This window comes from Mesocryomonas fontinalis (genome assembly GCF_055730125.2).
In genome coordinates this window covers 217,807-244,237 of sequence record NZ_JBUZWG020000005.1, presented here as the reverse complement: position 1 = coordinate 244,237, position 26,431 = coordinate 217,807, and the positions used below count along the sequence as shown (strand labels likewise).

The window sequence follows — 26,431 nt, the reverse complement described above, 5'->3', positions numbered from 1 at the left end:
GGATCCAAGGCATGTCCTCCCCATGCCAGACGATCCGCATATGCAGGCATGCCAATTGGAAGCCCGGGCCCCACGCCCGGGCTTTTTTGTGTTCTGCGCAGCCGAGGTTGGCGGCGACCGACCGCCGACATATGCTCAAGACTTGGGAATCGCCTTGTCGCGCTTCCCCAAGAAAATGGGCGCGAACGGGAATGCGGGAAATGGCTGTCGTGAAGTCGGACATCGAGATCGCACGTGCTGCCGACAAGCGGCCGATACGGGAGATCGCCGCCAAGCTCGGCATCGACGAGGAGCACCTCGTCCCGTACGGGCATGACAAGGCGAAGATCACGTCGGGTTTCCTGCGATCGCTGTCGGACAGGCCGGACGGCAAGTTGATCCTCGTCACCGCCGTCAACCCGACGCCGGCGGGCGAGGGCAAGACCACCACGACGGTCGGACTGGGCGACGGGCTGAACAAGATCGGCAGGAAGGCTGTGGTCTGTATCCGCGAGGCCTCGCTTGGCCCCTGTTTCGGCGTCAAGGGCGGCGCCGCCGGCGGCGGCTATGCCCAGATCATCCCGATGGAGGACATGAACCTTCATTTCACCGGGGACTTCCACGCCATCACCTCGGCGCACAATCTTCTGGCGGCACTCCTCGACAACCACATCTACTGGGGCAACGAGCTGAAGATCGATACCCGCCGCGTCGTCTGGCGCCGGGTGCTCGACATGAACGACCGCTCGCTGCGGCAGGTCGTGACCTCGCTCGGCGGCGTTCCGAACGGCTATCCCCGGGAGTCCGGCTTCGACATAACGGTCGCCTCGGAAGTGATGGCGATCCTGTGCCTCGCCCGGGACCTCGACGATCTCGAGCGCCGGCTGGGCGATATCATCGTCGCCTACCGCGCCGACAAGAGCCCGGTCTTCGCCCGCGACGTGAAGGCGGATGGCGCGATGGCGGTGCTCCTGCGCGATGCGATGCAGCCGAACCTCGTCCAGACGCTGGAGAACAACCCGGCCTTCGTGCACGGTGGACCCTTCGCCAACATCGCGCACGGCTGCAACTCGGTCGTGGCCACCACCGCTGCGCTGAAGCTCGCCGATTACGTGGTGACCGAGGCCGGTTTCGGTGCCGATCTCGGTGCGGAGAAGTTCTTCGATATCAAGTGCCGGAAGGCGGGCCTCAAGCCCTCCGCCTGCGTCCTCGTCGCGACCGTCCGGTCGATGAAGATGAACGGCGGCGTCGCCAAGGAGGATCTCGGCGCCGAGAACGTGTCGGCGGTCGTCGAGGGGTGCGCCAATCTCGGCCGGCATATCGAGAACATCGGCCTCTTCAACGTGCCCGTGCTGGTCGCCATCAACCATTTCTCCGGCGACACGCAGGCGGAGACCGATGCTCTCCAAGAGTACGTCGCCGGCCTCGGCGCGGAGGCGATCGTCTGCAAGCACTGGGCGCACGGATCGGACGGAATCCTCGAGCTGGCGGAAAAGGTGGCGGCGCTCGCCGACTCCGGCAGCGCCGACTTCGCGCCGCTCTATCCCGATGCGATGGGACTGTCCGAGAAGGTCGAGACCATCGTCAAGCGCATCTACCGCGGCGCCGCCGTGACCATGGACAAGGCGGTGGTGCAGCAGCTTGCCGACTTCGAGCAGAAGGGCTTTGGCCATCTGCCGGTGTGCATGGCGAAGACGCAGTATTCCTTCTCGACCGACCCTGCCTTGCGCGGGGCGCCGGAAGGGCATGTCGTGCATGTCAGGGAAGTCCGGCTGGCGGCTGGCGCCGGCTTCGTCGTCGCAATCTGCGGTGAAATCATGACCATGCCCGGCCTGCCGCGCAGTCCGGCCGCCGAGCGGATCCTGCTCGACGACGAAGGCTTGATCCAGGGCCTCTTCTGAGCCAGCAGGCGGCCGACTTTGAGCGCGCGGCGAGGGCTATCCCTCGCGCCCGGGGCGTGCGGGGATGACTTCGCCGTCAACGGCGCCCCGCCGCCTGAATCCGATTGCCCTTTCGGCCGTCCCGCGCTAACGCTTTCCGCATGAAGAACGTCGCGCGCAATCGGCTCTGGTGGCAGGCTCCCTGATCGGCGGCCCCTAGGCGTTTTCGCACGCGTTCGAAGACAAAGGTCGCCCTGGTTCATCCGGCGGCCTTTTTTATTAGCCGCCGCCGTGTTCGAGGGCGCCAGCATTGTGGCGGTGCATTCGTTGCGACCCAAGCGGCGCAGGATGCTCGAAGGTTCGGGAGACAGGTATGACGCTCGAGATACTCTCCGACGGCGCCGAGCGCTATCACACCCTCGGCGGCGTTGCGGTGACCCGTCGGCGCGAAGTGGTGCCCTATGCCGGCGCGATCGAGCCCTTTGTCGATCGTCTCGACACCCGGCGGGGCGCGGTGTTTTCGTCCAACTACGAGTATCCCGGTCGCTACACCCGTTGGGATACGGCGATCGTCGACCCGCCGCTGATGGTGACTTCGGCCGGACGCCAGATGGCGATCGAGGCGCTGAACCCGCGCGGCGAGGCGCTGCTCGGTTTCGTCGCCGGGGCGCTGGCAGGCCATGAGGACATCGCCGAGCAGACGGTCTCCGCTGATCGCATCGACCTGCGCGTCAAGCTCCCGGACCGCGCCTTCACCGAGGAAGAGCGCTCGCGCATGCCGACGGTTTTCTCCGTCCTGCGTTCGATCGTCGGCTTGTTCAAGTCCGACGAGAATGCCGATCTCGGGCTCTACGGTGCCTTCGGCTACGATCTCGCCTTCCAGTTCGATCCGGTCGCGGAATCTCTGACGCGCGCCGACAATCGCCGGGACGTCGTCCTTTACCTCCCGGACGAGATCCTGATGGTCGATCACTATGCCGCCAAGGCCTATGTCGATCGCTACAGCTTCGAGAAGGACGGGATCTCGACCGAGGGTCTCGAGGGCGGTGGCCCGGAGGCGCCGTTCACGCCGTCCGATCGCATTCCGCCGCGCGGCGACCACAAGCCGGGCGAGTACGCCGCCCTGGTGCGGTCGGCGAAGGAGAAGTTCATCCGCGGCGACCTGTTCGAGGTGGTGCCCGGCCAGACCTTCTTCGAGCGCTGCGAGAACCCGCCCTCGGCGATCTCGCGCCGGCTGAAGACGATCAACCCGTCGCCCTACTCGTTCTTCATCAACCTCGGCGAGAACGAGTTCCTGATCGGCGCCTCGCCGGAAATGTTCGTGCGGGTCAACGGCCGCCGGGTCGAGACCTGCCCGATCTCCGGCACCATCAAGCGTGGCGACGACGCGATCTCGGACTCCGAGCAGATTCTGAAGCTCCTGAATTCCAAGAAGGACGAGTCCGAGCTCACCATGTGCTCGGACGTCGACCGCAACGACAAGAGCCGCGTCTGCGAGCCCGGCTCGGTGCGCGTCATCGGCCGCCGGCAGATCGAGATGTACTCGCGCCTGATCCATACCGTCGACCACATCGAGGGCCGGCTGCGCGAGGGCATGGACGCTTTCGACGCCTTCCTCAGCCATGCCTGGGCGGTGACGGTGACCGGGGCGCCAAAACTCTGGGCGATGCGCTTCATCGAGGCGCACGAGAAGAGCCCGCGCGCCTGGTACGGCGGCGCCGTCGGCATGATGCACTTCAACGGCGACATGAACACCGGCCTGACGTTGCGCACCATCCGCCTGCAGGACGGCATCGCCGAAGTGCGGGCCGGTGCGACGCTGCTCTACGATTCGAACCCGGAGGAAGAAGAGGCGGAGACCGAGTTGAAAGCCTCCGCGCTGATCTCGGCGATCCGCGAGGCCGGCCTGCCCAACAGCGTCGCCGGCGAGCGCTCGGGCGCCAAGGTCGGGGAGGGGGTCAAGATCCTCCTCGTCGACCACGAGGACTCCTTCGTCCACACCCTCGCCAACTATTTCCGCCAGACCGGCGCGGAGGTCACCACCGTCCGCACGCCGGTGCCGCAGGCGATCTTCGACAGCGTCATGCCCGATCTCGTGGTGCTGTCGCCGGGTCCCGGCAAGCCGGTCGACTTCGACTGCGCCGGCACCATTGCCTCGGCACGCCAGCGCAACCTGCCGATCTTCGGCGTCTGTCTCGGCCTGCAGGCGCTGGCCGAGGCCTATGGCGGCACGCTGCGCACGCTGCATGTGCCGGTGCACGGCAAGCCGTCGCGCATCCGCGTGCAGAAGCCCGGCATCATCTTCTCTGGCCTCGGCCAGGAGGTGACGGTCGGCCGCTACCATTCGATCTTCGCCGATCCGGTGCGGCTGCCGAAGGAATTCGAGGTCACGGCCGAGACCGAGGACGGCGTGGTCATGGCGTTCGAGCATCGCTCCGAGCCGGTGGCCGCCGTGCAGTTCCATCCGGAGAGCATCATGAGCCTCGGCGGTGCCGCCGGCATGCGGATGATCGAGAACATCGTTGCGCATCTGCCGCGCCGCGCCCGCGTGAAAGCTGCCTGATGTCCAAGACGATATCGACAACCGGCGTCCACCCGGACGCCGTCCTCGTCAAGCGCATCGCGACGGCGACGATCGGCGTCGCGCTGCTGGTGCTCGGCATCAAATATTACGCCTATCACGTCACCGGATCGGTGGCGCTGTACTCCGACGCGCTGGAATCGATCGTCAACGTCGTCGCCGGCATCATCGCGTTTTGGGCGGTCAGCGTCAGCTTTACGCCGGCCGACAGCGACCATCCTTTCGGACACACCAAGGCCGAGTATTTCTCCGCCGTGGTCGAGGGAGCGCTGATCATCGTCGCAGCGCTTTTGATCCTGCGCGAGGCGTGGAACGCGTTCGAGTCGCCGCGCACGCTCGAGGCGCCGATGGTCGGCATCGCCATCAACGGTGTCGCCACCGTCATCAATCTCGTCTGGGCGCAGTTCCTGATCCGAGCCGGCCGGGCCCGCCGTTCGCCAGCGCTTGCCGCAGACGGTCGCCACATCATGGCCGACGTCGTCACGTCGATCGGGGTGCTCGCCGGCCTCGGCGTCGCCTCGGTCACCGGCTGGGCGCTGCTCGACCCGATCATGGCCGCCCTCGTCGCCGTCAACATTTTGCGCGAGGGCTGGCACGTCGTCACCGCCTCGCTCAGCGGTCTGATGGATCAAGCGATGGAGCCGGCCGACGAGGAGCAGGTGCGCTCGCTTATCTCTGTCCACGGCGAGGGGGCGCTGGAGGTGCATGATCTGAAGACACGCATAGCCGGGCGCGCGCTGTTCATCGAGTTCCACATGGTGGTGCCGGAAGCGATGACCGTCGGAGACGCGCACGAGATCTGCGACCGCATCGAGGATGCCCTGCAGGACAAGTTCGACAATGCCCATGTGCAGATCCACGTCGAGCCCGAGGGCGAGATCAAGCAGACCGGGGTGCCGGTGGTGTGAGGCGTTGAGGGCTTTGCGGCCGCCTGCCGCAAATCCGGCCTCTTGCAGTTCCCCGGATTTCGGCTAACCTGCCTCTATGAGCATCGCCCCGACCCTCCTGATGATCCTGTCCCTGTCGCTTGCGATGGGTGGTGCGGTCTTGCGCGCTCGCCTGCTGCTCCTTCCGCTAAGAAGCGATCGTCGGACCCGTTGACTGGGGGCGTCCGGCGGTCGAGCCGGTCGCATCTGCGCCATGCCCCCTTCCGCTTCCATAGGGTCCACCATTCCCGAGTGACGCTGCCGTAGGTCCGAGAGACCCGCGCGTTCGGGACAAGCGACGAAGGTGCCATCATGTCTATTTCCGCCACCATGCCCGAGACCGGTATCACCGGCCATCGGCCAGCAACCTCTACCGCCGCGCCAGCGCCCGTGATGACCAAGGCTGCGCAGAAGTATCAGGCCTACCCCCAGCTCGACCTTTCCGACCGGACCTGGCCGTCAAAGCGCATCGAGACGCCGCCGATCTGGTGCTCGGTCGACCTTCGCGACGGCAACCAGGCGCTCGTCGACCCGATGGGGCAGGAGAAGAAGGAGCGCTTCTTCCAGCTCTTGAAGTGGATGCGGTTCAAGGAGATCGAGATCGGTTTCCCCTCGGCCTCGCAGACCGACTTCGACTTCATCCGCTGGTGCGTCGAGAAGGGCGGCATCGAGGACGATGTGTCCTTGCAGGTGCTGGTGCAGTGCCGGCCGGAGCTGATCACCCGCACGTTCGAGTCACTCGAGGGCGCGAACCATCCGATCGTCCATTTCTACAACTCGACCAGCGAACTTCAGCGCCGTGTCGTGTTTCAGAAGGACCGCGCCGGCGTGCGCGAGATCGCGACGGATGCGGCCAAGATGATCACAGACATGGCGGCCAAGGCCGGCGGCGGCTATCGCTTCGAATATTCGCCGGAGAGCTTCACCGGTACCGAACTCGACTTCGCGCTCGAAATCTCCAACGCGGTGATCGAGATCGTCCGGCCGACGCCCGACAACAAGCTGATCATCAATCTCCCGGCGACGGTCGAGATGTCGATGCCGAACGTCTATGCCGACCAGATCGAATGGATGTGCCGCAACCTCGACAACCGCGAGAACCTCATCATCTCGCTGCATCCGCACAACGACCGTGGCACCGCGATCGCCGCGACCGAGCTCGGCCTTCTCGCCGGCGCCGACCGCGTCGAGGGCACGCTCTTCGGCAATGGCGAGCGCACCGGCAATGTCGACATCGTCACGCTGGCGCTGAACATGTTCACCCAAGGCGTCGATCCGCAGCTCGACGTGTCCGACGTCAACCGGATGAAGGACGTCTACGAGTACTGCAACCAGCTTGCCATCGCCGAGCGCCATCCTTACGTCGGCGAGCTCGTCTACACCGCCTTCTCCGGCTCGCATCAGGACGCGATCAACAAGGGCATGAAGGCGAGCCGTGCCTCCAACAAGGCGCTGTGGGAAGTGCCCTATCTGCCGATCGACCCGCAGGATGTCGGCCGGTCCTACGAGGCGATCATCCGCATCAACTCGCAGTCCGGCAAGGGCGGCATCGCCTATGTGCTGCAGGCCGACTATGGCCTCAACCTGCCGCGCGCGCTCCAGGTCGAGTTTCGCGAGGACATTCAGCGCATCACCGACGAGGGCGGCAAGGAGCTGCCGGTCAAGGCGATCTATGACCGCTTCATCGAGCGCTATGTCGAGCAGCCGGGGGGGCGGCTGAAGTTCATCGACCATCACACGGTGCCCAATCCCGAGCATCGCGGCGAGCGGATGATCGAGGCGACGATCCTCGACAACGGGACCGAAGTGACGATCACCGGGCGGGGCACCGGTCCGATCGACGGCTTTGTCGATGCACTGGCGCGACATCTTGGGCTTGAGATGTCCGTCGCGGATTACTCCGAGCATTCGCTCCAGCATGGGTCGAACGCCAGCGCGATCACCTATATGGAGATCGAGCATGCCGGCGGAAAACTGTTCGGCGCCGGCATCAACAAGAACATCGTGACGGCATCGCTGGAGGCGATCGTCTCGGCAGCGAACCGCATCCTCGGGGCGAACTGATGCAGAGCGGCGGCGTCCTCCTGGTCAAGGCGCTCGAAGCGCAGGGCGTCGACCGCGTGTTCTGCGTGCCCGGCGAGAGCTATCTCCCGGTGCTGGATGCCTTGGTGGACAGCCGGATCGAAACGGTCGTCTGCCGCCAGGAGGGCGGGGCGGCGATGATGGCCGAAGCCGATGGCAAGCTCACCGGCCGGCCCGGCATCGCCTTCGTCACCCGCGGGCCCGGCGCGACCAATGCCGCGTCGGGCGTCCACGTCGCCGCCCATGACCTGACGCCGATGATCCTCTTCATCGGCCAGGTGCCGACGAAGTTTCGGGGTCGAGGCGCTTTCCAGGAACTCGACTATCCTGCTCTCTTCGGCGGCATGGCGAAGGCGGTGTTCGAGGCGGCGACGCCGGACGAACTGCCGGACCTCGTCACTGAAGCCTTCCGGATCGCGCTCGACGGCTCGCCCGGGCCGGTCATCGTCGCGCTGCCGGAAAACACGCTGTCCGGAAAGGCCGAGGCGCTGGTTCCCGCAAGGGTCGAGGCGATCGACATCGTGCCGGCGGAGAGCAAGCTTGAGAGCCTCTGGTCGCTGCTGGAGACCGCCACCGCGCCTATCCTTCTTCTCGGCGGCTCCCGTTGGACCGACGGGGCGATCGCCGATATCGCGGCCTTTGCCGAGGCCTGGCACCTGCCGGTCGTCTGCTCGTTCCGCCGCCAGTCGCTCTTCCCCAGCCGCCACCCTAACTATGCCGGGGACCTCGGCATCGGGCCCTCGCCGAAACTGCGCGACAGGATCGCTGCGTCCGACCTCGTCATTGCGCTGGGCGCGCGGCTGGGCGAGATGCCGAGCCAGGGCTATGCGCTGTTCGACGTGCCGTCGCCGAAGCAGCGGCTGGTGCACACCCTGCCCGACGGCATAGGCCGCCTCTACCAGCCGACGCTCGGCATCCATGCCGATCCCGTCTCCTTCGCCCGAAAGGCCGCTCAACTGGTACCGCCGGCGACCGTCGCCTGGTCCGGCGAGGCCGAGGCCATGCACCGGGAATATCTCGACTGGTCGACGCCGAAGCCTCAGGCGACGGCGGATTTCGCCGACGAAACAACTCGTTTCGTCGACATGGACGCCGTGATGGCGCATCTCGAGACGCACTTGCCGGCCGCGAGCACGATCACCAATGGCGCCGGTAATTATGCCGGCTGGCTGCACCGTTTCCATCGCTTCACCGACCGCGCGTCGCAACTGGCACCGACCTCGGGCTCGATGGGCTACGGCCTACCGGCCGCGATCGCCGCCAAGCTGCGCCACCCCGAACGCAAGGTAATCTGCCTTGCCGGTGACGGGTGTTTCCAGATGACCAGCCAGGAGTTCGGTACCGCCTGCCAGGTCGGCGCCGCGGTGATCGTGCTGGTCGTCGACAACAGCCAGTACGGCACGATCCGGATGCACCAGGAAAAGCATTATCCCGGCCGCATATCCGCAACGGCGCTGCAGAATCCGGACTTCGCCGCGCTGGCCAGAAGTTACGGTGCCTTTTCGGAACGGGTCGACTGCAACGCCGATTTTGCCGCCGCCTTCGAAGCCGCGATGGCGAGCGACGGGCCGGCGCTTCTGCATCTCGTCGTCGATCCCGACCGGATTTCGGCGGCATCCCGGTTGTCCCGGCGATAGTCCCGCGATCGCGGCAGCGCGTTGCAATTGCACACAAGACATTTAAGCTCGAGGAGACGACAAGTCTGGAACGGGGTCCTGAAACGGCGATGGGCGAAGGAAAGGACAACGTCTCTTCCCTGATGGGCACGCGTCGGCTTGCCGATGCCGTCCGCGCGGCCAAAATTGCGGCTGCCCACCGCAGCGACGTCACCGTCGACATCCGCGAGGCCGATCGGGCACGGCTCGAGATCTTCGCCGAGGAACTCGCCGGCGTCATCGACGAGGTGCCGGCCGGCGACGACCGTTTCGACTTTTCCATTTCGGGCGGCCAGCAGCCGCGGTTCTGGATCGATGTGACGGCCCATGTGAGCATGGCGCGTGACCGCCGCACCTATCGCTTCGTCCGCGAGACCCGTCTCGGCCGCCTGACGCTTGCCGAATCGCTCGAAACGGCGGTGATCGCCGACCGCGTCACCGACTATATCGCCGAGCGCATCGTCGAGCGGGAAAAGGCTTTTGCCGACAATGACGGCCTGGGGCAGCGCGCGGTGGTCCGCTCGGGCACGGCGGACACGGCCGCTGCCGAGCCGATCCGGCCTGTTGCAGCGGCGCAGAAGCGTCCCTCGACGATCCTTCTGGCGATCGGCTGGCTGTTGATCGGTATCGTGATCGGCGCCGGCATTCTCTACGGGCTTGCCGCCTATCGCGGACTTGTTCCGCGGTAGGAACCTTGAATCAGTGCGGCGGCTTGGCCGTCTCTGCTGGCAAGGTGGCGGCAGGGTGCGCGGTTCTCCACCGCGAGGCGGCGAGAACGCCAGCGCCGGCGGTGAGGCCCCAGAACGGGGCGCTGATCCCGAAGAACGCAATGCCCGACGCTGTCACGAGGAACGTCAGCGTTGCCGCCTCCCGCTCGTCGAGCCGCGCCATCGCCGCGTGGACGGCGCTGGAGAAGGCGCCGATCAGCGCAAGTCCCGCCACGGCCTGGATCAACAGCGGCGACAGGCTGGCAAAGGCGGTGACCACGCCGGCGATGAGCCCGAAGCCGACATAGGCGACACCGGAGACGACACCCGACCAGTAGCGCCGCCGTGGGTCCGGCCCCGCCTCATCGCTGGCGCAGATCGCCGCGGTGATGGCGGCAAGGTTGACAGCGTGCCCGCCAAAAGGGGCCGCCGCGAGGCTGAAGACGCCGGTCGCGGCGAAGAGGGGCCCGGCCGGCGGCGTGTAGCCGTTCACCTTCAGGATCGCGAGGCCCGGAATGTTCTGCGAGGCCATCGTCACCAGGAACAGCGGCAAGGCAATGCCGACGAGACTTGCCAAGGTGAACGCCGGCATCACCAGGACGGGGGAGGGCAGCATGTGCCCGAGCTCCACCCCACCGGCGGGCGCTTTCAGAAGGATCACCGCGATGGCGACGATCGCCGCGGCCGGGACGGCGAGAAGGCGTTTGATCCGTGCCATCACCAGCCATGTCACCGCGATCGCAAGGCCGCCGGCGGGATCGGCGGCGACCGCCTTCACCGGTGCAAGACACAGCGAGAACAGGATGCCGGCGAGCATGGCATTGGCGAGCGAGCCGGGGATCGCCGCGATCAGCCGGCCGAGGGGACGAAAGACACCGGACGCGATCACCAGCCCCGCCGCCACGGCAAAGGCCCCGACGGCCACGGGGAACCCGCCTTCCGGCAGGCCGGAGGTCGCCAGCAGTGCGGCGCCGGGCGTCGACCATGCGATGGAGACCGGCATCCTCGTCCAGAGACTGACCCCGATGGCGCAGACGCCCATCGCGATCGACAGCGCCATCAGCCCGGAGGCCGCCTCCGCCTGCGTCGCGCCCATCGCGGAGAGTCCCTGGAGGATGACCGAGAAGGAGGAGGTGAAGCCGACGAAGGCCGCGAGCAGGCCGGCGGTGATCGCAGGGGCAGGGGGAGCGCGCATGAGGATGACTACCGCAGGAAACAGATGGCCTGACTATCGCCACCCTGCGTCGCACCGCAACCGCAGTCTTGCCTGCTATCGCGCCGCCGGCAGATTTGGCATCGCCGCCAGCGCGTCTGCGGATGGAGCGACATCGATCGCCTCGCCATTGCCCATCAACTGCCGCTGACGGATCCAGCCGATGCCGCTGCCGTCCTTGTAGAGGCCGCGCTCGCGCTGAACGAGGGTCCAGGCGCCCGGCTCGCCGTCGATATCGAAGAGGTTGTAGCGCGCCGCCGGCTTCTCGCTGCCGGCGTTCTGGCTGGCCGACGGAACGCCGACGACGGGCACCAGCCCATCGGTCCCGGCGATCCAGTTCAGCGTGTCGAGATGGGTATGGCCGTGCAGCACGAGGTCGGCCCCGACCTCGCGGATAACCTTCCAGAAGAACTGCTTGCCGATCAATCGCTTGTGCCAGGAAGCGGCGCCCGAGATCGGTGGATGGTGGATCATGACGACGCAGAAATGGCCGGTGGTGCGGCAGGCGCCGAGCATCTCGGCCAGCGCCAAGGCCTGGCGCCGTTTGAACGTGCCGGTCGCAAAGAACGGCGCGGTCGCCTCGGCGCTGGAGACGCCGAAGATGGCGACGTTGCCGCGCATCCTCACATAGGGAAACATTCCGCCGATCGACCGCTGCGGCGTATCGCCGACCATATAGTCGTGCCACTCCGCGCAAGCCCGCTTCAGCGCCCCCGGCACGTAGGCGTCGTGGTTGCCGGGAATGACGGAGATGTCCCGGGCCAGTCCGAAATCCTGCAGCCATAGGCCGGCGCCGACGATCTCGGTCTTGGTGGCGAGGTTGACGAGATCGCCGGTGACGGCCACATGATCCGGCTTCTGGGCCTTCAGGTCGTTGACCAGCGAGACCAGGGTATCGCCGAACATCACCCTCCGCCGGTTGCGGTGCCAGTTGACGTAGCCGGTGACGCGCTTGGATGCGAGCTCGCGAAACGAGAGCTCCGGAAGCGGGCCGAGATGGATGTCTGAGAGATGCGCAAGGGTGAACATATGCCTCCATCTAGCCGCTCTGCCGCAAAGGGAAAGAGCGGCGGAGGCCTGCGACGGTGCTGATGTCGAGGCTTCGCACCCGGATTTTCCATCTCGCCCACGTGCTGATGCGACCGATGACGCTCGGCATGCGCTGCGCAGCCTTCGACGGGGAGGGCCGCGTCTTCCTGGTGCGCCACACCTATGTCCCCGGCTGGTATCTGCCGGGCGGCGGGGTCGATGCCGGCGAAACGGTGGAGGAGGCGCTGCGCCGCGAATTGCGCGAAGAGGGAAATCTCGAGCTTCTGGAAGCGCCGGGCCTCGTCGGCATCTATTTCAACCGACGTGCCTCCCGCCGCGACCACGTGCTGTTCTACGTCTGCCGCTCGGTGCGGCAGACGGCACCGAAGGAGGCCGACCGCGAGATCGCCGAGAGCGGATTCTTTTCCCTGAGCGCTCTGCCGGAGGGAACCACCGCATCGACCCGGCGGCGTCTCGCGGAACTCGGGGGCGGTCCGCGGGATCCGCACTGGTAGCCATCAGCGGCGGGAGAGGCGCTCCCGCCCATGCGGCTGCCAGAGGTCCTGTTCAGGCCCCAGCGGGACGATCCGGGTCGGATTGATCGTGGTGTGGCTCTGGTAATAGTGCCCCTTGATGTGCTCGAAATTGACGGTCTCGGCGATGCCCTCGGTCTGGTAGACGTCGAGCATGGTGCCGAAGAGGTTGGGATAGTCCCGGATCTGCCGGGCGTTGCACTTGAAGTGCCCGTGATAGACCGCGTCGAAGCGGATCAGCGTCGTGAACAGGCGGATGTCCGCCTCGGTCATCGCGCTGCCGGCGAGGAAGCGTTGCGAGGCCAGGCGCTCCTCGAGCCGGTCGAGCATGGCGAACAGCGCATGGAACGGCTTCTCGTAGGCCTCCTGCGTGGTGGCGAAGCCGCATTTGTAGACGCCGTTGTTGACGGCATCGTAGACCGCCTCATTCACCGTATCGATTTCGCTCCGCAGCGCTGAGGGCGACAGGTCGACCGAGGCATCGGCCAGATCGCCGAAGCCCGAGTTGAAGATGCGGATGATCTCGGCCGACTCATTGTTGACGACCGTCCCCGTCTTCTTGTCCCACAGGACGGGGACGGTCACCCGCCCGCTGAACTGCGGCTCGGCCGCCGTGTAGACCTCGTAGAGCTTCGTCTTGCCGAGGACGGTGTCGGGAATGGTGCCGGCCCTGTCGGAGAATTCCCAGCCGTTTTCCGCCATCAGGAAGTCGACGATCGAGAGCGAGATCACGTCCTCCAGCCTCTTCAGTCGGCGGACGATCAGCGTCCGGTGCGCCCAGGGACAGGCGAGCGAAATATAGAGGTGATACCGCCCGGCTTCGGCAGGATAGGCCTTCTGCCCGTCCGGCCCCGGCGCACCGTCGGGCGTGATCCAGTCCCGGAACTTCGTCGTCGTTCGCTGGAACGCGCCGTCCTTGGTCTCGTACCATTTGTCCTGCCAGACGCCGTCGACCAGAAGTCCCATTTTGTGTCCTTTCGGAATGATATCCAGGGAAGTAAGGCGGACGCGACGAACGACGAGCCAACGACCTGGAACGGGCCATCGATAATGGTCCGCGGTCATCGCCGCTTGCCGTCCGGCTCCCAGCGCTATAACAACCCGCCTCAACCGGCACCATGCCGTTGGAGAAGACGACCATGGCGGTGATGCTGCGACGACGAACGACATTCTAGGTCGCCACCCGTCACAGCCGTACCCGCGCGGATGTCCATGAGACAGACTGCGCCCGTCCCCCGGAAGCTGCATGTCCTCCCTTCTCTTCGACGTCGTCTATATCCCTGAAACCGCCGAGCATGATGCCGTCATCGATGCCATTGCCGACGAGGCTTTCGGTCCTGGTCGCTTTGTCCGCGCGGCCGAAAGAGTGCGGGAAATGGCGCCGCATGATCGGCGCCTGTCCTTTGTCGCCTTGCTCGACGGCGTGGTGATCGGATCGGTACGGCTGACGCCGATCCGGATCGGCGAAGCCCCTTGCCTGATGCTCGGGCCGCTGGCGGTTCGTCCAAGTTTCAAGGGAAAAGGCATCGGCCGGCGGCTGATGGCGACGGCGGAGACCGCCGCGCTGATGGCGGGCGAGCGCGTCATCATGCTGGTCGGCGACCGCGCCTACTACATGCCGATCGGCTACCGTCCGCTGCCGGTCGGGTCCGTCATCATGCCGGGCCCGGTGGACCGGACGCGCATCCTCGGCTTGCCGCTGGTCGAGGGTGCTTTGGAGAATTTGTCCGGCGTGGTCCGGGCGCGCAATGCTCTACCCTCAATAAGATAGGGCGCGCTCTGGTTTGCCGGGTGTCAGCGACCCTCGCGGAACCAGGTTGCGGAGATCGCCAGGAGAAGAACCGCCAGACCGAGGAAGCCGGCAAACAGCGGCGTCCGCTCGACCCCGCGTAGCACCGTCTCGTCCGTCGTCTTCAAGCCGATCCAGTCCCGCCCCTCCGCATCCGCCCGGCCGCTGACCGGCACGATCCGCGGCACTCCAACGGTGCCGTCGGCGGCGATGCGGCGGACGCTGCCGCGGGTCGCGTCGGCGATGGGCTGGAGTTTCGCCGTCGTCGACACGGCCTCGCGGTATTCGCGCGGGTTCACCGGGCCGACATTCGCCAGCGTCCGCAACTCGCCATTCGCCGCCTGGAAAAGCCCGAGCTCTTCCGTCTTCAGCGCGCCCTGCCACTGGCCCTCGCCGATGCGCGTCAGCGGAACCTGCTCCGCCTTGCCGGATGGCGTCACCACCGTTGCGGGACCCGGATCGTCACCGATCGTCTGGCGGGTGATGATGAGGTCCGTGCCCCGCGCCTCGGCGTTCAGCGCCTCCTCGTCGAGTTCCGGTTCCTTCATCAGCCAGTGCGCTAGCCGGCGGAACAGGGCGACATGCGGGCCGCCGCCCTCGAAGCCGCGCGACCAGAGCCAGCCCTGGTCCGACAGGAGCAGCGCGACGCGGCCCTCGCCGGCGCGCTCCAGCACCAGCAGCGGCTTGTTGTCGGGGCCGGTCATCACGGTCTCGCCGCGCGGCTCGCCGACGCCGATGGAGCGGAACCACTCGCTCCAGGCCGGCGGGGTCTGGTCGGAGCCGGGCAAGTCGCGCGTCACCGGGTGCTTCTTGCCGAGCTCGGACAAAGCCGGGCGGAACGGCACCTCGTCGATCTCGCCGGTCGGCAACGCCGGCAGGATCGAGGCCAGCGAGGTCGAGGCGACGGAGTCGTCACCGGCATATTCCGGGCCGGAGGCGATCAGCATCGCGCCGCCGTTCTGCACATATTGCGAGATGTAGTCGAAATAGAGCGCCGGCAGCACGCCGCGCTGCTGGTAGCGGTCGAAGATGATGAGGTCGAAATCATCGATCTTCTCGACGAAGAGCTCACGCGTCGGGAAGGCGATCAGCGACAGCTCGTCGATCGGCGTGCCGTCCTGCTTTTCCGGCGGGCGCAGGATGGTAAAGTGGACGAGATCGACCGACGCGTCCGATTTCAGAAGATTGCGCCAGGTCCGCTCGCCGGCATGTGGCTCGCCGGAGACGAGCAGCACGCGCAGGTTCTCGCGAATGCCGTCGACCACCGCGATGGCACGGTTGTTGATCGGCGTGATCTCGTCGGGGTCGCGGGCGACCGAGAGCTCGACGATGTTCTTGCCGGCGCGCGGCAGTTTAAAGTCATAGCTTTCGAGAGTACCCGGCCGCGCCTGCTGTCGGCCGATCAGGTCGCCGTTGAGGAAGACGCGGACTTCGACCGGCGTGGCCGATGCCCGCGGTCCGTCCTCGATGACGCGGTAAGCGAGCTTCTGGTCCTGCTCGACGATGCCGAAGCGCGGGCTGGTGGTGATCTCGATGCGCCGGTCGAACTCGTCGGGCCGGCCGGTGACGAGGCCGTGCACCGGGGCATCGAAGCCGAGCGCACTGGCTGCGGCGGGGATGTCGTGGATCTGCCCGTCGGTGACCATGATGGCGCCGGCCACCCGCGTCGGCGCGACGTCCGAGAGCGCCGAGCCCAGCGCGCCGAACAGCGCCGTCGTCGCGTCGTCGGCATTGGCGGCACCGGATTTGGCGTTGACGGTCCGGACCTCGAACTCGGGGAAGCGGGCCAGGCTGTCCTGCAGGGCCTTGACCGCTGCCGTCGTCTCGGCGGTTCGCTGGCCGATGGTCTGGCTCTGGCTATCGTCGACGACGAGCGCCACGACGCTCTTCAGCGGGTCACGCTCTTCGCGCAGCACGACCGGGTTCAGCAGTGCCAGCATCAGCGCCGCGATGGCGACAACGCGCAGCAGCGAGCCGCGCAACCGTGCGAAGACGAGCGCCAGCGCCAGAAGCAGCGCCGGAACCGCAAGAATGGCCAGCACCGTCCAGGAGAAGAAGGGCGCGAAGTCGATGGACCAGGTCATTGGCCGAGCCTCTCGAGCAGAGCCGGCACGTGCACCTGGTCGGCCTTGTAGTTGCCGGTGAGGACATACATCACGATGTTGACGCCGGCCCGGTAGGCATATTCGCGCTGCGACGCATCGCTGGAATCGGTCGGATAGAGGAACAGCCCGGCATCATCGACCGCCCAGGCGCTGGCCATGTCGTTGGACGTGATCATGATCGACGAGACCCCGTCGCCGGCGTTCGCCGGACGGCTTTCCGCGTTGGGATCGCGCACCAGCGCCTCGACCCAGAGCTCCCCGCCGGAGTGACGGCCGGGAAACGCGTCCATGATGTAGAAGGATTTCGTCAGCACGTGATCCGAAGGGACCGGCTCCAGCGGCGGGATGTCGAGGTCGGCGAGGATGTCGCGCAGGCGGCGCTGACCGGGCGATACGGCGGTGGAGGTCAGCGACGATAGATCGTCGTCCTTGACGTCGAAGAGCACCGTCCCGCCTTGCTTCATGTAGGCGTCGACCCGGCTGACGGCGGCGGCGTCCGGCATCGCCGCCGCTGCATCGATCGGCCAGTAGAGGATGGGATAGAAGGCGAGTTCGTCGCGGGCGATGTCGACGCCGACGGCCGGCCCCGGCTCCAGCGCGGTCTTGGCGGCGATGAACTGCGACAGTCCGTCGAGGCCGCGGCGCGAGATCTCGTCGACGCTGCCGTCACCGGTCTCGACATAGGCAAGGTGCGTCGTCTCGGTCGCCGCGATCGCGGCCTTCGCGCGCTCGGCATCATCGGCGGAACGCGCGGCGGCAGGGGCACTCTGTTGCTGCGCGAAGACCTTGCCGGTTCCGCCAAGACCGAGAGCCAGACCGAAAGCGAGGACCGCGATGGCAGGCGCAACGGCGCCCCGCCGTCCGGCACTCCGTCGGCCGAGCCGGGAAATGACGCCGTTCAGCCACAACAGGGCCAGCGCATCCACGGCGAACAGCGCGAGGGCGGCGGCCAGAAGCCAGGGGGTCAGATCGAGGGTATCGGCACGGGCGTAGCCGCGCTGCACCAGCGGCACGCCGAAATCGCTTTCCGCCAGCGGCCGCAGCACGGCGTTGGGCGCAAGAAGGTTCAAGGCGGCGTATCCTTCCTCGGTGCCGTAGAGGCCGGGCGGGTTCCGGCGTGAAACTGACGGTGCCGCGTCGGCAGCGATGGTCAACGGCTCGGCGTCGGGGCCGGGTGCCGCCAGCCGTCCCTCTGCGTCCATCAACCGGTAGGGCGGAAGGCTCTGCGCAGCTGCTGCGGGCTCGCCCGGGGTGCCGCCGACTGCCGCCGGGCCGGTGGAGCGCGACAGAGTGACGATGCGGCGGAGCATGTCGACGAAGGCGCCGGAGATCGGCAGGTTCGACCAGGTCGCCTCGGCGGTAACGTGGAACAGCACGATCGTGCCGGCGCCGACCGGGCCGGCGGTAATCAGCGGCGTGCCGTCGGCGAGGCTTGCCCAGGTTCGGTCGGCAAGGTCGACGGAGGGCTCGGCGAGGATCTGGCGGGAGACGGTGACGTCCTCGCCGATGGCGATGCCGGCCAGCGGGCTCGTCGGCGTCAGCGGCGCGATCTTTTGCGGCTGCGCCCAGGACAGGGCGCCGCCGAGCTGGCGCTCGCCGCTGCGCAGCCGCACCGGCACCAGCGTATCCTCGCCGGTGGTCGCCGCCAGCCGGGGGCCGGCAAAGCGCAGCAGGAAGCCGCCCTTGTCGACGAACTCGGTCAGCGCCGTCCGCGCTGCCGCCGGCATGACGCCGATGTCGGCGAGAACGATGACCGACGGCTTGCGGGCGATCATCGCGGGGATGGCGGTGCCGAGATCGGCGCTGTCCGCGCGCACCACGTCGGCGAAGGGCTCGAGGGCCCGGCTGATGTAGTAGAGCGGCGACAGCAGTGGCTGCGCGGCATCGGCCGCCTCGCCGGAGACGAGACCGACACGGCGCCGCCGGAAACTGTCGTCGACGAGCCGCACCGAGCCCGCCGTCGTCGCGCCCTCGAGCTCGAGGCGGGCGATGTCGTTGCGCAGTTCGACGGGAATGGTGAAGCGCGCTTCCCCGGTGGTGGCATCGGCGGTGAAGGCCAGGGCGGCAGTGCCGATCGCCCGGCCCTGGGCATCGACGGCCCGCAGTGCGAACGATGCGGCGGCGCCGGCTTCGGGCCGTACGCCCTGGATCACCAGCGCGTCGGTGGCATTGTCGGTTCGCGTCAGGCCGACGAGACCCGCGATCTCCGGCCGGTAGTAGATCGTCTGTCCGGCGCCGAGGCTGCCGAGCGCCTTCAGCGCGGCAGGGGCGCCGTCGCTGTCGATGCCGTCGCTGAGGAGCGCGACCGAACCGGGCGGGTTGCCCGCGAGAGCCGTCGTCAGGCGGGCGACGGCGGCGGGTCGGTCGGTCGGGATCGGGCGGGGCGTCGCGGCCGCGATGCGCTCGAGCGCGGTGCTGGCCTCGACGGGCGTCGCATCGTCGGTCGGGCCGTCGGCCGTGAAGGTGAGCGAGACGGGGCGGCCGGATTGGGCGGCATCCTGCACGAGCGCCTCGGCGGCATCGCGCTGGGCTTCCCAGTTGGCACCGCTGGCCCAGCCATTGTCGACCATCACCGCAAGCGGGCCGCTGCCGGACAGGAGGCCTTCGCGGGGGTTCAGCACGGGCGCTGCCAGCGCCAGGATGATCAGCGCGGCCAGCAGCAGCCGCAGCAGCGTCAGCCACCACGGGCTCTTCGCCGGCGTTTCCTGGTGCTTCAAAACCTCGGCGAGGATCTTCAGCGGCGGAAAGGGTTCGGTCTGCGGCCGGGGCGGGGTCAGTTTCAGGAGCCACCAGATCACCGGCAGCGCCAGAAGGCCGAACAGCACCAGCGGCGCGCCGAAGCTCAGACCGCCGATCATGCGGGGACCCCGCGCTTGGCCACGGCCTGCGGCATGCCGCTCAGTCGGCTGTGCACCGCGACCAGCGCCTCGGACGCCAGCCGGTCGGTCCGGTGCGAGATGAAGCTCCAGCCGAGCCGGCGGCAGTGCTCGCCGATCGTATCACGCCGTGCGCGGTAGAGCCGCTCATAGTCCGCACGCAACAGTTCCGCCCGGCCGGCGGTGAGCTTCGCGCCGGTCTCGGGGTCGCGGAACTCGGTGCGTCCGGCATACGGGAAGGTTTCCTCGGCCGGATCGGCGATCGCGACGAGATGGCCGCGAATGCCGCGCCGCCCGATGCGGTCGACGCGCTCGAGGATCTCGTCCAGCGGATCGAGGAAGTCGCTGACCAGCACCACTTCGCTGAAGCGCTTCAGGCGGTCGTCCGGCGGGAAGCCGCCGGGGCGGCCGGTGACCAGCGCCGCGGCGATGCGCTCGGCGCCATTGCGGGCGGAGATCGGATCGATCACGCCGGGATAGCCGATCCGCTCGCCGGAACCGGAGAGCAGGTCGGCCAGCGCCAGCACCAGAACGAGCGCGCGCGACTCCTTCGATACCGCCGCGGCATCGGAGCGGTAGAGCATCGACGGCGAGGGGTCGGCCCAGAGCCAGACGGTCTGCGCCGCCTCCCATTCCTGGTCGCGCAGGTAGAGGCTGTCGTCGCGGGCCGAGCGGCGCCAGTCGATACGCGAGACCTGCTCGCCCTCTACGAAGGGGCGGAACTGCCAGAAATTCTCGCCGATGCCGCGGCGGCGGCGGCCGTGCCAGCCGGCGATGACGGTGGCGACGACGCGGCGTGCCTCCACCAGGAGGTCGGGCATCAGGGCCGCCCGCTGGCGGGCGCGCGTCAGTGCATCGGCGGAACCGGTGAGGTCGACCGTCTGGCCGATGGTCAATCGCTTAGCCCTTCGCTGCGTCGCGCTTCAGCGCGGCGACGACGTCGCGCACCGTCATCCCCTCGGCGCGGGCCGAGAAATTCAGCGCCATGCGGTGCTGCAGGATCGGCTCCGCCAGCGCCATCACATCGTCCACCGAAGGCGCGAGGCGTCCCTCGTAGAGCGCGCGGGCGCGCACGCAGGTCATCAGCGCCTGGCTGGCACGGGGGCCGGGGCCCCAGGCGATATGGGCGTCGGCTTCCTTGTTGCCGTGGCCGGGACGGGCGGAGCGCACCAGCTGAAGAATCGCCTCCACCACGCTCTCCGGGACCGGCATGCGCCGCACCAGCAGCTGGATCTCGCGCAGCCGCTCGGCCGTCAGCACCGGGATCGCCTTGTCCTCGATCGCGCCGGTCGTGGCGGTGAGGATCCGGCGCTCGGCGTCGATGTCGGGATAGAGCACGTCCACCTGCATCAGGAAGCGGTCGAGCTGGGCCTCGGGCAGGGGATAGGTGCCCTCCTGCTCCAGCGGGTTCTGCGTCGCCAGCACATGGAACGGCGCCGGCAGGTCGTGGCGCATGCCGGCGACGGTCACATGGTATTCCTGCATCGACTGCAGCAGCGCGGACTGGGTGCGCGGCGAGGCGCGGTTGATTTCGTCGGCCATCAGCAGCTGCGCGAAGACCGGGCCGCGCAAAAAGCGGAAGGACCGGCGCCCGGCCTCGTCCTGGTCCATCACCTCCGAGCCGACGATGTCCGACGGCATCAGGTCGGGCGTGAACTGGATGCGGCGCGCGTCGAGCCCGAGCGAGACGCCGAGCGTATCGACGAGCTTGGTCTTGGCGAGACCGGGAACGCCGACCAGGAGGGCATGGCCGCCGGCGAGGATTGCGATGATCGTCTGCTCGACGACGCTCTCCTGACCGAAGATGACGCGACCAACCGACTCCTTTACGCGGGCGATGTCGGCGAGGGCATGTTCGGCCAGGGCGACGATGCCGTCCGCGTCGAGTACCGAATCCTGGGGCGCATGCATCGTCATGGAGAACTCCACTGTCTGGCAGACGGCTGGCATGGGCCGCAAAGAGGGTGCCGGCCGGTGCGGCCGCTTACCCATGAAATCTGCTGGGCGTTATCCTGGCAAGCCGCCGGGACGCAACTATCTCGTGACCGGGAAGCCCGGCCAAAATAAGACATGGAACCGGCGTGGCGGCGCCACCACATTCGCGGAAAGCTGCGACAGCACGGGAGAGCCGAGATCGCCGACCATCACAACAGCGTTTCGCCGGGCCTTGCCGCGCTGGTCGCACGGGCCGAGCGCGCAGGCAAGGGCGCGCCGCCGGTGGAGACCTGGCACCCGGCGCACTGCGGCGACAGCGAGATGGCGATTCGGGCCGACGGTTCCTGGACCCACCAGGGCTCGCCGATCGGCCGGCCGGCACTGGTGCGCCTGTTCTCGAGCGTCCTGCGCAAGGATTCGGACGGGACGACCCATCTGGTGACGCCGGTCGAGAAGCTTTCGATCGCCGTCGAGGATGCGCCGTTCATCGCCGTCGAGATGAGCCGCGACGCCGATGGCGGGGAGCCGGTGCTCTCCTTCCGCACCAATGTGGGCGATATCGTCGCAGCCGGTCCGGCCAACCCGTTGCGGTTCGCCGTCGACGGCGGGGGCGGCTTCACGCCCTACGTCCTGGTTCGCGGCCGACTGGAGGCGAAGCTGACGCGCGCGCTCGCCTTCGATCTCGCCGACTTTGTCGAGACCGGCGAGGACGGCGTCGGCTTTATCCGCTCGGGCGGCGCCCGTTTCGTGCTGCCGGCGGGTCTTCTCGAATGAGCATCCGGTCGTCCGCTCCGGGCTTCACGGCTGACGACTTTCGCGCGCGGGTTCTTCGCGGCGGGGAGACGGAGGAGGAAGCCGGCGACCACGTCCTCAATCCGGACATCGAGCAGCTGGCGGAGACCCGCTCCGCGCGGGCCGCCGCGGTCCTCGTGCCGATCGTCGATCGCGGCCATTCGGCGGGCGTCATCCTGACGATGCGCGCCAGCACGCTGCGCCAGCACGCCGGCCAGATCGCCTTTCCCGGCGGCTCGATCGATCCCGGCGATGCCTCTCCGGAGGCGGCGGCCTTGCGGGAAAGCTTCGAGGAGATCGGGCTCGAGGCCGGCTTCGTCGAGCCGCTCGGCCGGCTGCCGCATTATTCCACCAGCACAGGCTTCCGGATCACCCCGGTTCTGGCCTTGGTGCGGCCGGGCTTCACGCTGACGCCCAACCCGGAGGAAGTGGCCGACGTCTTCGAGGTGCCGCTGGATTTCCTGATGGACGCCGCCAACCATTTCAGCGAAAGCCGGGTCTGGCAGGGCCGGGAACGGCACTACTACGTGATGCCTTTCGGCGATCGCCGCATCTGGGGCGTCACCGCCGGCATCATCCGGACGCTCTATGAAAGGCTCTACGCATGACACGGATCGATGCCGACTGGCTCCGCGACGCCGACCTGCAACGCTTGCTCGCAGCGCTCTCCGGGCCGGGTGCCGACGGTGGCGAGGAAGAGCTGGCGCGCGTCGTCGGCGGCGCCATCCGCAACACCATCCTTGGCAAGGCGGTCTCGGACATCGACATCGCGACCACCTGCGTGCCCGAGGTCACCATCGCCCGTGCCGCTGCGGCCGGTTTCAAGACGGTGCCGACCGGCATCGAACATGGCACCGTGACGGTGATCGCCAACCGCCGGCCCTTCGAGGTGACCACCTTGCGGCGCGACGTCGAGACCAACGGCCGGCATGCCGTCGTCGCTTTCGGCCGCGACTGGCAGGCCGACGCCGAGCGGCGCGACTTCACCATCAACGCGCTCTACTGCGACGCCGACGGTGCGGTCGTCGATCTCGTCGGGGGCCTCGCCGACATCGAGCGCCGGACGCTGCGTTTTATCGGCGACGCCTCGGCGCGGATCGAGGAGGACTATCTGCGAATCCTGCGCTTCTTCCGCTTCTTCGCCTGGTATGGCGAGGGCCGGCCGGACAGCGACGGGCTGCGGGCTTCGACACGCCTGAAGGGCGGCCTCGCAAAGCTCTCCGCCGAACGCGTCTGGGGTGAGTTGCGCAAGTTGCTCTCCGCCCCCGACCCGTCCCGCGCTCTGCTCTGGATGCGCCAGACGGGCGTCCTCACCTTGATCCTGCCGGAGAGCGAACGCTGGGGGATCGACGGCATCCACGGGCTGATGGCGGCTGAAAAGCTGAACGGCTGGCCGGCCGATCCGCTGCTGCGGCTGGAGTGCATCGTCCCGCCGGATGCCCCGCGCCTCGCCGAGCTGTCGGCACGGCTGAAGCTCTCCAACATCGACCGCGACCGGCTCAACGTCTTTGCCGAGACCGGAGCGATCGCCGGCGACCAGACAGAGGCCGCGTTCCGGCTGAAACTCTACGTCGCGGAGCGGGGCGGGGTCGTCGACCGGTTGCGTCAGCAACTGGCCGTATCGGCCGCCAAGGGGCTCGATGCGGCGGGTGCGACGTCCGGCTATGCACGCCTTCTGAAGGCCGCAGAGAGTTTCGACCCGCCTGCCTTTCCGGTGAGCGGCGCCGATCTGCAGGCCTTGGGCATGACACCCGGCAAGGAACTCGGCGCCGCGCTGCAGGCCCTGAAACTTGCCTGGGTGGAAAGCGGGTTCATGCTCTCCCGCGAAAAGCTGCTCGGACAACTGAAAGCCTGAGCGACGGGTGAAAACCTGAGCGACGGGGAATTTCAAGAGACGAGGACCCCTGCGGAGACACAAAAAAGCGGGCCTTTCGGCCCGCTCTGTCCTGTCATCCGGGTCGCTCGCGAGATCAGGCTTTCAGTTGCGAAGTTCCTGTGTCCCGGCGCGGAAGCTGTCCATCATCGATGGCGTGATCCGGTCGACCCCCAGCTGGCGGGCCTGCATGACGGCGCGGCGAATGACCTCGGCTGGGCTATCGGCCCGAATGATGCGCTCGCACCCTGGAATTACACCGGCGCAATTCAGTTCGTACATTGCGTTTCCTCCCATAGGCTCGGCAACGTGCCATGCCTAGAAGGCATGGAATACGCAATTGTTCCAGCCGTAGACAAGAACTAATTGCGGCGCCACCAAGCAACCCCATGAAAAGAAGGTGTCGGGATGGATAAGTCCAAGAAGATTATTTAAGCCCGGGCCTTATCGGACTGCCGCCAGCGATCGATCCGGGATGCCGGCTTTCTCGAAGCTAGGTCGTGGCCCGCCGAAAAATGAGCCTGCGATCATTGAAACCAGAGCGATGTGCGGCGTCGCCGGGTTCAAGCGGAAGACGTAGCGTTTCGCGGACGACGGGGTGCTCCAATGTGGCAAAAAGGGTTTGCGAAGAGGACCTTGCGCCGCGGATGACGAAACGGCGTCAGTCGACGTGCGAGATGACCGGCAGGGCGCCAGCCGGCGTGCGCTGGATCGCGGCGCTCAGCAAACCCCGCCGCATGGTGCCACTGTATCGTCCGAGCGACATGGCGCTGGCCTCGGAAACGACGAAGCTGCCGCAGTCTTCGCAACGGCAGCAGATCGCGGCATCCGGGGTCTCGTAATGATCTGAAGCAGCGCCGCTGCACACAGGGCAAGATATCGCTGACATGGAGAGATCCCGATGCGAGAGAATAACTAGAAATACTCGGAATTATGCGGCTCCGAAGTAGTTTCAGTTATCCGTCCGCACCCAGGACGTGTCAATTCGGCCCGCCGGCATAAAATCGATTGAAGCCGACCGGACAAGCTTAAAGTCTGGGTTGTGTCCGGCGCCAATTTTGGGTCGCGCCTAACGATCTGTTCAGGGCCACTTCACCAGGGGTGGCATGGAGGAGAGGATGGAATCGACATTCCCGCCCGTCTTCAGCCCGAAAGTCGTGCCCCGGTCGTAGAGCAGGTTGTACTCGACATACCGCCCGCGGCGTACCAGCTGCTCGTCGCGGTCTTCCTCGGTATAGGGCAGTCCGGCGTTCTGCTTGACGATGTGGGAGTAGGCGACGAGGAAGGCCTTGCCGACATCGCGGGTGAAGGCGAAGTCGGCGTCCCAGCCGCCTTTCTCTTCCGGCGAATGCAGCCAGTCGTAGAAGATGCCGCCGACGCCGCGGGCCTCGTTGCGGTGCGGCAGGAAGAAGTATTCGTCGCACCACTGCTTGTAGGTGGGATAGTCGGCGACGCCGTTGTGCCGGTCGCAGACGAACTGCATCGCCTTGTGGAAGGCGCGGGTGTCCGGGTCCTCCTGGGTCCGCCGGCGGTCGAGCGTCGGCGTCAGGTCGGCGCCGCCGCCGAACCACTGGCTGGAGGTCACGACCATGCGGGTGTTCATGTGCACGGCCGGCACATTGGGATTGCGCATGTGGGCGATCAGCGAGATGCCCGACGCCCAGAAACTCGGATCCTCCTCCGCCCCGGGGATCTGGCTGCGGAACTCCGGGGAGAACTCGCCATGCACCGTCGAGGTGTGGACGCCGACCTTCTCGAAGAGGGAGCCGTGCATCATCGACATCACGCCGCCGCCGCCCTCTTCCTTGCGGGCCCAGGGCGTCCGCACGAAACGACCGGCCGTCTCGCCCTCGGGCACGAAGGCGTCCTCGAGCGCCTCGAAGCCTTCGCAGATCTTGTCCCGCAGCGTCTCGAACCATTCGCGCGCGGCCTGCTTCTTGGCCTCGATGTTCTCGGGCAGGCCTTCCGGCAACTGGGGACGTTCCATCGTCTGTTCCTCAAGCGTCTCGAACCGGCCTCTGCCTTGTCCGCCGTGCAGCCGGCATCTCGCAGAATTTACCGACCCAAGCGCCTAACAGGAAGCGTCGACCGGCGGAAGACCGGCGAGCGGGGCGGGGAGGCCGCGCGCACCGATTTCGATTCGCAATATGCCGGCGCCAGCGCTATTCTCTGCCGGAGACGTGTAATGAGTGAACGCGCGCCATGAGCTTTCCCCGCCCGCCGCTGGATGGCCTCGCCCGACAGCTCCAAGAGAACCGGCGCCGTCAGGCGACCGGGACGTGCAGCTTCGTTCGCGAGACCTACACGCTGCCGCGCGATGCGGCCCGGACCAAGGCGCGCGAATGGTTCGACCGCTATCCCAAGGCCGCCTACTGGACCTCGGTCGAGAGCTGGCGCTTGCTGCCGGGCGACGAGGTAGAGTTCACCATGCGCCGCCTGCCGACCGCCGATTAGTTTTGCGGACGGGCGTCGGCAA

Annotated in this window: 21 protein-coding genes; 12 read left to right on the top strand and 9 right to left on the bottom strand. The window is 67.2% G+C overall.

What is annotated here, in order from left to right:
- Positions 1 to 200 precede the first annotated feature (200 nt).
- The 6 genes from ACZL02_RS14335 (at position 201) to ACZL02_RS14310 (ending at position 9,792) form a co-directional block, all read left to right on the top strand.
- Entirely contained in the window at positions 201 to 1,880 is a 1,680-nt protein-coding gene (locus ACZL02_RS14335) for a formate--tetrahydrofolate ligase (protein ID WP_472936821.1), read from the top strand.
- A gap of 352 nt (positions 1,881 to 2,232) precedes the next feature.
- Positions 2,233 to 4,422, top strand: a complete 2,190-nt coding sequence (locus tag ACZL02_RS14330; RefSeq protein WP_472936822.1) for an anthranilate synthase — start codon at positions 2,233 to 2,235, stop codon at positions 4,420 to 4,422.
- Positions 4,422 to 5,348 carry a cation diffusion facilitator family transporter gene (locus tag ACZL02_RS14325; protein WP_472936823.1) on the top strand — a complete coding sequence of 309 codons (927 nt, stop codon included), beginning with the start codon at positions 4,422 to 4,424 and terminating at the stop codon, positions 5,346 to 5,348. Before ACZL02_RS14330 ends, ACZL02_RS14325 begins: the two co-directional genes overlap by 1 nt.
- Positions 5,349 to 5,759: 411 nt before the next feature.
- A complete protein-coding gene (gene leuA, locus ACZL02_RS14320) occupies positions 5,760 to 7,430 on the top strand; it encodes a 2-isopropylmalate synthase (protein ID WP_472938091.1) in 1,671 nt (556 codons plus the stop codon).
- The gene (locus tag ACZL02_RS14315; protein ID WP_472936824.1) at positions 7,430 to 9,085 is read left to right on the top strand and encodes a thiamine pyrophosphate-binding protein; all 1,656 of its coding nucleotides are present in this window, start codon (positions 7,430 to 7,432) and stop codon (positions 9,083 to 9,085) included. The genes leuA and ACZL02_RS14315 overlap by 1 nt, the downstream gene beginning before the upstream one ends.
- An 89-nt stretch (positions 9,086 to 9,174) precedes the next feature.
- Complete coding sequence (locus ACZL02_RS14310; RefSeq protein ID WP_472936825.1) at positions 9,175 to 9,792, top strand: hypothetical protein; 618 nt, start codon at positions 9,175 to 9,177, stop codon at positions 9,790 to 9,792.
- A gap of 10 nt (positions 9,793 to 9,802) precedes the next feature.
- Here ACZL02_RS14310 and ACZL02_RS14305 read toward each other — a convergent pair whose 3' ends face one another.
- Positions 9,803 to 11,005 carry a benzoate/H(+) symporter BenE family transporter gene (locus ACZL02_RS14305; protein ID WP_472936826.1) on the bottom strand — a complete coding sequence of 401 codons (1,203 nt, stop codon included), beginning with the start codon at positions 11,003 to 11,005 and terminating at the stop codon, positions 9,803 to 9,805.
- Between the two features lie 75 nt (positions 11,006 to 11,080).
- Entirely contained in the window at positions 11,081 to 12,052 is a 972-nt protein-coding gene (locus ACZL02_RS14300) for a metallophosphoesterase family protein (protein ID WP_472936827.1), read from the bottom strand.
- A 62-nt stretch (positions 12,053 to 12,114) separates the two neighbouring features.
- Between ACZL02_RS14300 and ACZL02_RS14295 the strand changes: the two genes are divergently transcribed.
- The gene (locus ACZL02_RS14295; RefSeq protein WP_472936828.1) at positions 12,115 to 12,567 is read left to right on the top strand and encodes an NUDIX domain-containing protein; all 453 of its coding nucleotides are present in this window, start codon (positions 12,115 to 12,117) and stop codon (positions 12,565 to 12,567) included.
- 3 nt (positions 12,568 to 12,570) lie between these two features.
- Here the strand turns inward: ACZL02_RS14295 and ACZL02_RS14290 are convergent, their stop codons facing one another.
- The gene (locus ACZL02_RS14290; protein WP_472936829.1) at positions 12,571 to 13,551 is read right to left on the bottom strand and encodes a glutathione S-transferase family protein; all 981 of its coding nucleotides are present in this window, start codon (positions 13,549 to 13,551) and stop codon (positions 12,571 to 12,573) included.
- 280 nt (positions 13,552 to 13,831) lie between these two features.
- On the opposite strand from ACZL02_RS14290, the gene ACZL02_RS14285 reads away from it, so the two are divergent.
- Positions 13,832 to 14,356, top strand: coding sequence for a GNAT family N-acetyltransferase (locus ACZL02_RS14285; protein ID WP_472936830.1), 525 nt, complete (start codon positions 13,832 to 13,834; stop codon positions 14,354 to 14,356).
- 23 nt (positions 14,357 to 14,379) lie between these two features.
- Here ACZL02_RS14285 and ACZL02_RS14280 read toward each other — a convergent pair whose 3' ends face one another.
- The 4 genes from ACZL02_RS14280 to ACZL02_RS14265 are packed head-to-tail and all read right to left on the bottom strand — an operon-like array spanning position 14,380 to position 21,266.
- Entirely contained in the window at positions 14,380 to 16,458 is a 2,079-nt protein-coding gene (locus tag ACZL02_RS14280) for a hypothetical protein (protein ID WP_472936831.1), read from the bottom strand.
- Positions 16,455 to 19,337 carry a DUF4159 domain-containing protein gene (locus tag ACZL02_RS14275; protein ID WP_472936832.1) on the bottom strand — a complete coding sequence of 961 codons (2,883 nt, stop codon included), beginning with the start codon at positions 19,335 to 19,337 and terminating at the stop codon, positions 16,455 to 16,457. Before ACZL02_RS14275 ends, ACZL02_RS14280 begins: the two co-directional genes overlap by 4 nt.
- Entirely contained in the window at positions 19,334 to 20,251 is a 918-nt protein-coding gene (locus ACZL02_RS14270; RefSeq protein WP_472936833.1) for a DUF58 domain-containing protein, read from the bottom strand. Before ACZL02_RS14270 ends, ACZL02_RS14275 begins: the two co-directional genes overlap by 4 nt.
- 4 nt (positions 20,252 to 20,255) lie before the next feature.
- Entirely contained in the window at positions 20,256 to 21,266 is a 1,011-nt protein-coding gene (locus tag ACZL02_RS14265) for an AAA family ATPase (protein ID WP_472938092.1), read from the bottom strand.
- A 159-nt stretch (positions 21,267 to 21,425) separates the two neighbouring features.
- Between ACZL02_RS14265 and ACZL02_RS14260 the strand changes: the two genes are divergently transcribed.
- From ACZL02_RS14260 to ACZL02_RS14250, 3 genes are read left to right on the top strand one after another with little or no spacing between them, the layout of a single operon-like run.
- Complete coding sequence (locus tag ACZL02_RS14260; protein ID WP_472936834.1) at positions 21,426 to 22,064, top strand: DUF1285 domain-containing protein; 639 nt, start codon at positions 21,426 to 21,428, stop codon at positions 22,062 to 22,064.
- Complete coding sequence (locus tag ACZL02_RS14255; protein WP_472936835.1) at positions 22,061 to 22,690, top strand: CoA pyrophosphatase; 630 nt, start codon at positions 22,061 to 22,063, stop codon at positions 22,688 to 22,690. Before ACZL02_RS14260 ends, ACZL02_RS14255 begins: the two co-directional genes overlap by 4 nt.
- Positions 22,687 to 23,937, top strand: coding sequence for a CCA tRNA nucleotidyltransferase (locus ACZL02_RS14250; RefSeq protein WP_472936836.1), 1,251 nt, complete (start codon positions 22,687 to 22,689; stop codon positions 23,935 to 23,937). Before ACZL02_RS14255 ends, ACZL02_RS14250 begins: the two co-directional genes overlap by 4 nt.
- A 123-nt stretch (positions 23,938 to 24,060) precedes the next feature.
- Here the strand turns inward: ACZL02_RS14250 and ACZL02_RS14245 are convergent, their stop codons facing one another.
- Complete coding sequence (locus ACZL02_RS14245; RefSeq protein WP_472936837.1) at positions 24,061 to 24,237, bottom strand: DUF1059 domain-containing protein; 177 nt, start codon at positions 24,235 to 24,237, stop codon at positions 24,061 to 24,063.
- A gap of 799 nt (positions 24,238 to 25,036) precedes the next feature.
- Positions 25,037 to 25,942, bottom strand: a complete 906-nt coding sequence (hemF, locus tag ACZL02_RS14240) for an oxygen-dependent coproporphyrinogen oxidase (protein WP_472936838.1) — start codon at positions 25,940 to 25,942, stop codon at positions 25,037 to 25,039.
- 215 nt (positions 25,943 to 26,157) lie between these two features.
- Between hemF and ACZL02_RS14235 the strand changes: the two genes are divergently transcribed.
- On the top strand, positions 26,158 to 26,409 hold the full coding sequence (locus ACZL02_RS14235) for a hypothetical protein (protein ID WP_472936839.1): 252 nt from the start codon (positions 26,158 to 26,160) through the stop codon (positions 26,407 to 26,409).
- The last annotated feature ends 22 nt before the right edge of the window (positions 26,410 to 26,431 follow it).

Bases quoted from the DNA above. Each gene is read 5' to 3' on its own strand.
- ACZL02_RS14255 (WP_472936835.1), top strand. From the start codon at position 22,061: ATGAGCATCCGGTCGTCCGCTCCGGGCTTCACGGCTGACGACTTTCGC.
- ACZL02_RS14285 (WP_472936830.1), top strand. From the start codon at position 13,832: ATGTCCTCCCTTCTCTTCGACGTCGTCTATATCCCTGAAACCGCCGAG.
- ACZL02_RS14260 (WP_472936834.1), top strand. From the start codon at position 21,426: ATGGAACCGGCGTGGCGGCGCCACCACATTCGCGGAAAGCTGCGACAG.
- ACZL02_RS14325 (WP_472936823.1), top strand. From the start codon at position 4,422: ATGTCCAAGACGATATCGACAACCGGCGTCCACCCGGACGCCGTCCTC.
- ACZL02_RS14310 (WP_472936825.1), top strand. From the start codon at position 9,175: ATGGGCGAAGGAAAGGACAACGTCTCTTCCCTGATGGGCACGCGTCGG.
- ACZL02_RS14235 (WP_472936839.1), top strand. From the start codon at position 26,158: ATGAGCTTTCCCCGCCCGCCGCTGGATGGCCTCGCCCGACAGCTCCAA.
- ACZL02_RS14280 (WP_472936831.1), bottom strand. From the start codon at position 16,458: ATGACCTGGTCCATCGACTTCGCGCCCTTCTTCTCCTGGACGGTGCTG.
- leuA (WP_472938091.1), top strand. From the start codon at position 5,760: ATGACCAAGGCTGCGCAGAAGTATCAGGCCTACCCCCAGCTCGACCTT.
- ACZL02_RS14335 (WP_472936821.1), top strand. From the start codon at position 201: ATGGCTGTCGTGAAGTCGGACATCGAGATCGCACGTGCTGCCGACAAG.
- ACZL02_RS14290 (WP_472936829.1), bottom strand. From the start codon at position 13,551: ATGGGACTTCTGGTCGACGGCGTCTGGCAGGACAAATGGTACGAGACC.
- ACZL02_RS14265 (WP_472938092.1), bottom strand. From the start codon at position 21,266: ATGCATGCGCCCCAGGATTCGGTACTCGACGCGGACGGCATCGTCGCC.
- ACZL02_RS14250 (WP_472936836.1), top strand. From the start codon at position 22,687: ATGACACGGATCGATGCCGACTGGCTCCGCGACGCCGACCTGCAACGC.
- ACZL02_RS14295 (WP_472936828.1), top strand. From the start codon at position 12,115: ATGTCGAGGCTTCGCACCCGGATTTTCCATCTCGCCCACGTGCTGATG.
- ACZL02_RS14245 (WP_472936837.1), bottom strand. From the start codon at position 24,237: ATGTACGAACTGAATTGCGCCGGTGTAATTCCAGGGTGCGAGCGCATC.
- ACZL02_RS14305 (WP_472936826.1), bottom strand. From the start codon at position 11,005: ATGCGCGCTCCCCCTGCCCCTGCGATCACCGCCGGCCTGCTCGCGGCC.
- ACZL02_RS14300 (WP_472936827.1), bottom strand. From the start codon at position 12,052: ATGTTCACCCTTGCGCATCTCTCAGACATCCATCTCGGCCCGCTTCCG.
- ACZL02_RS14315 (WP_472936824.1), top strand. From the start codon at position 7,430: ATGCAGAGCGGCGGCGTCCTCCTGGTCAAGGCGCTCGAAGCGCAGGGC.
- hemF (WP_472936838.1), bottom strand. From the start codon at position 25,942: ATGGAACGTCCCCAGTTGCCGGAAGGCCTGCCCGAGAACATCGAGGCC.
- ACZL02_RS14275 (WP_472936832.1), bottom strand. From the start codon at position 19,337: ATGATCGGCGGTCTGAGCTTCGGCGCGCCGCTGGTGCTGTTCGGCCTT.
- ACZL02_RS14330 (WP_472936822.1), top strand. From the start codon at position 2,233: ATGACGCTCGAGATACTCTCCGACGGCGCCGAGCGCTATCACACCCTC.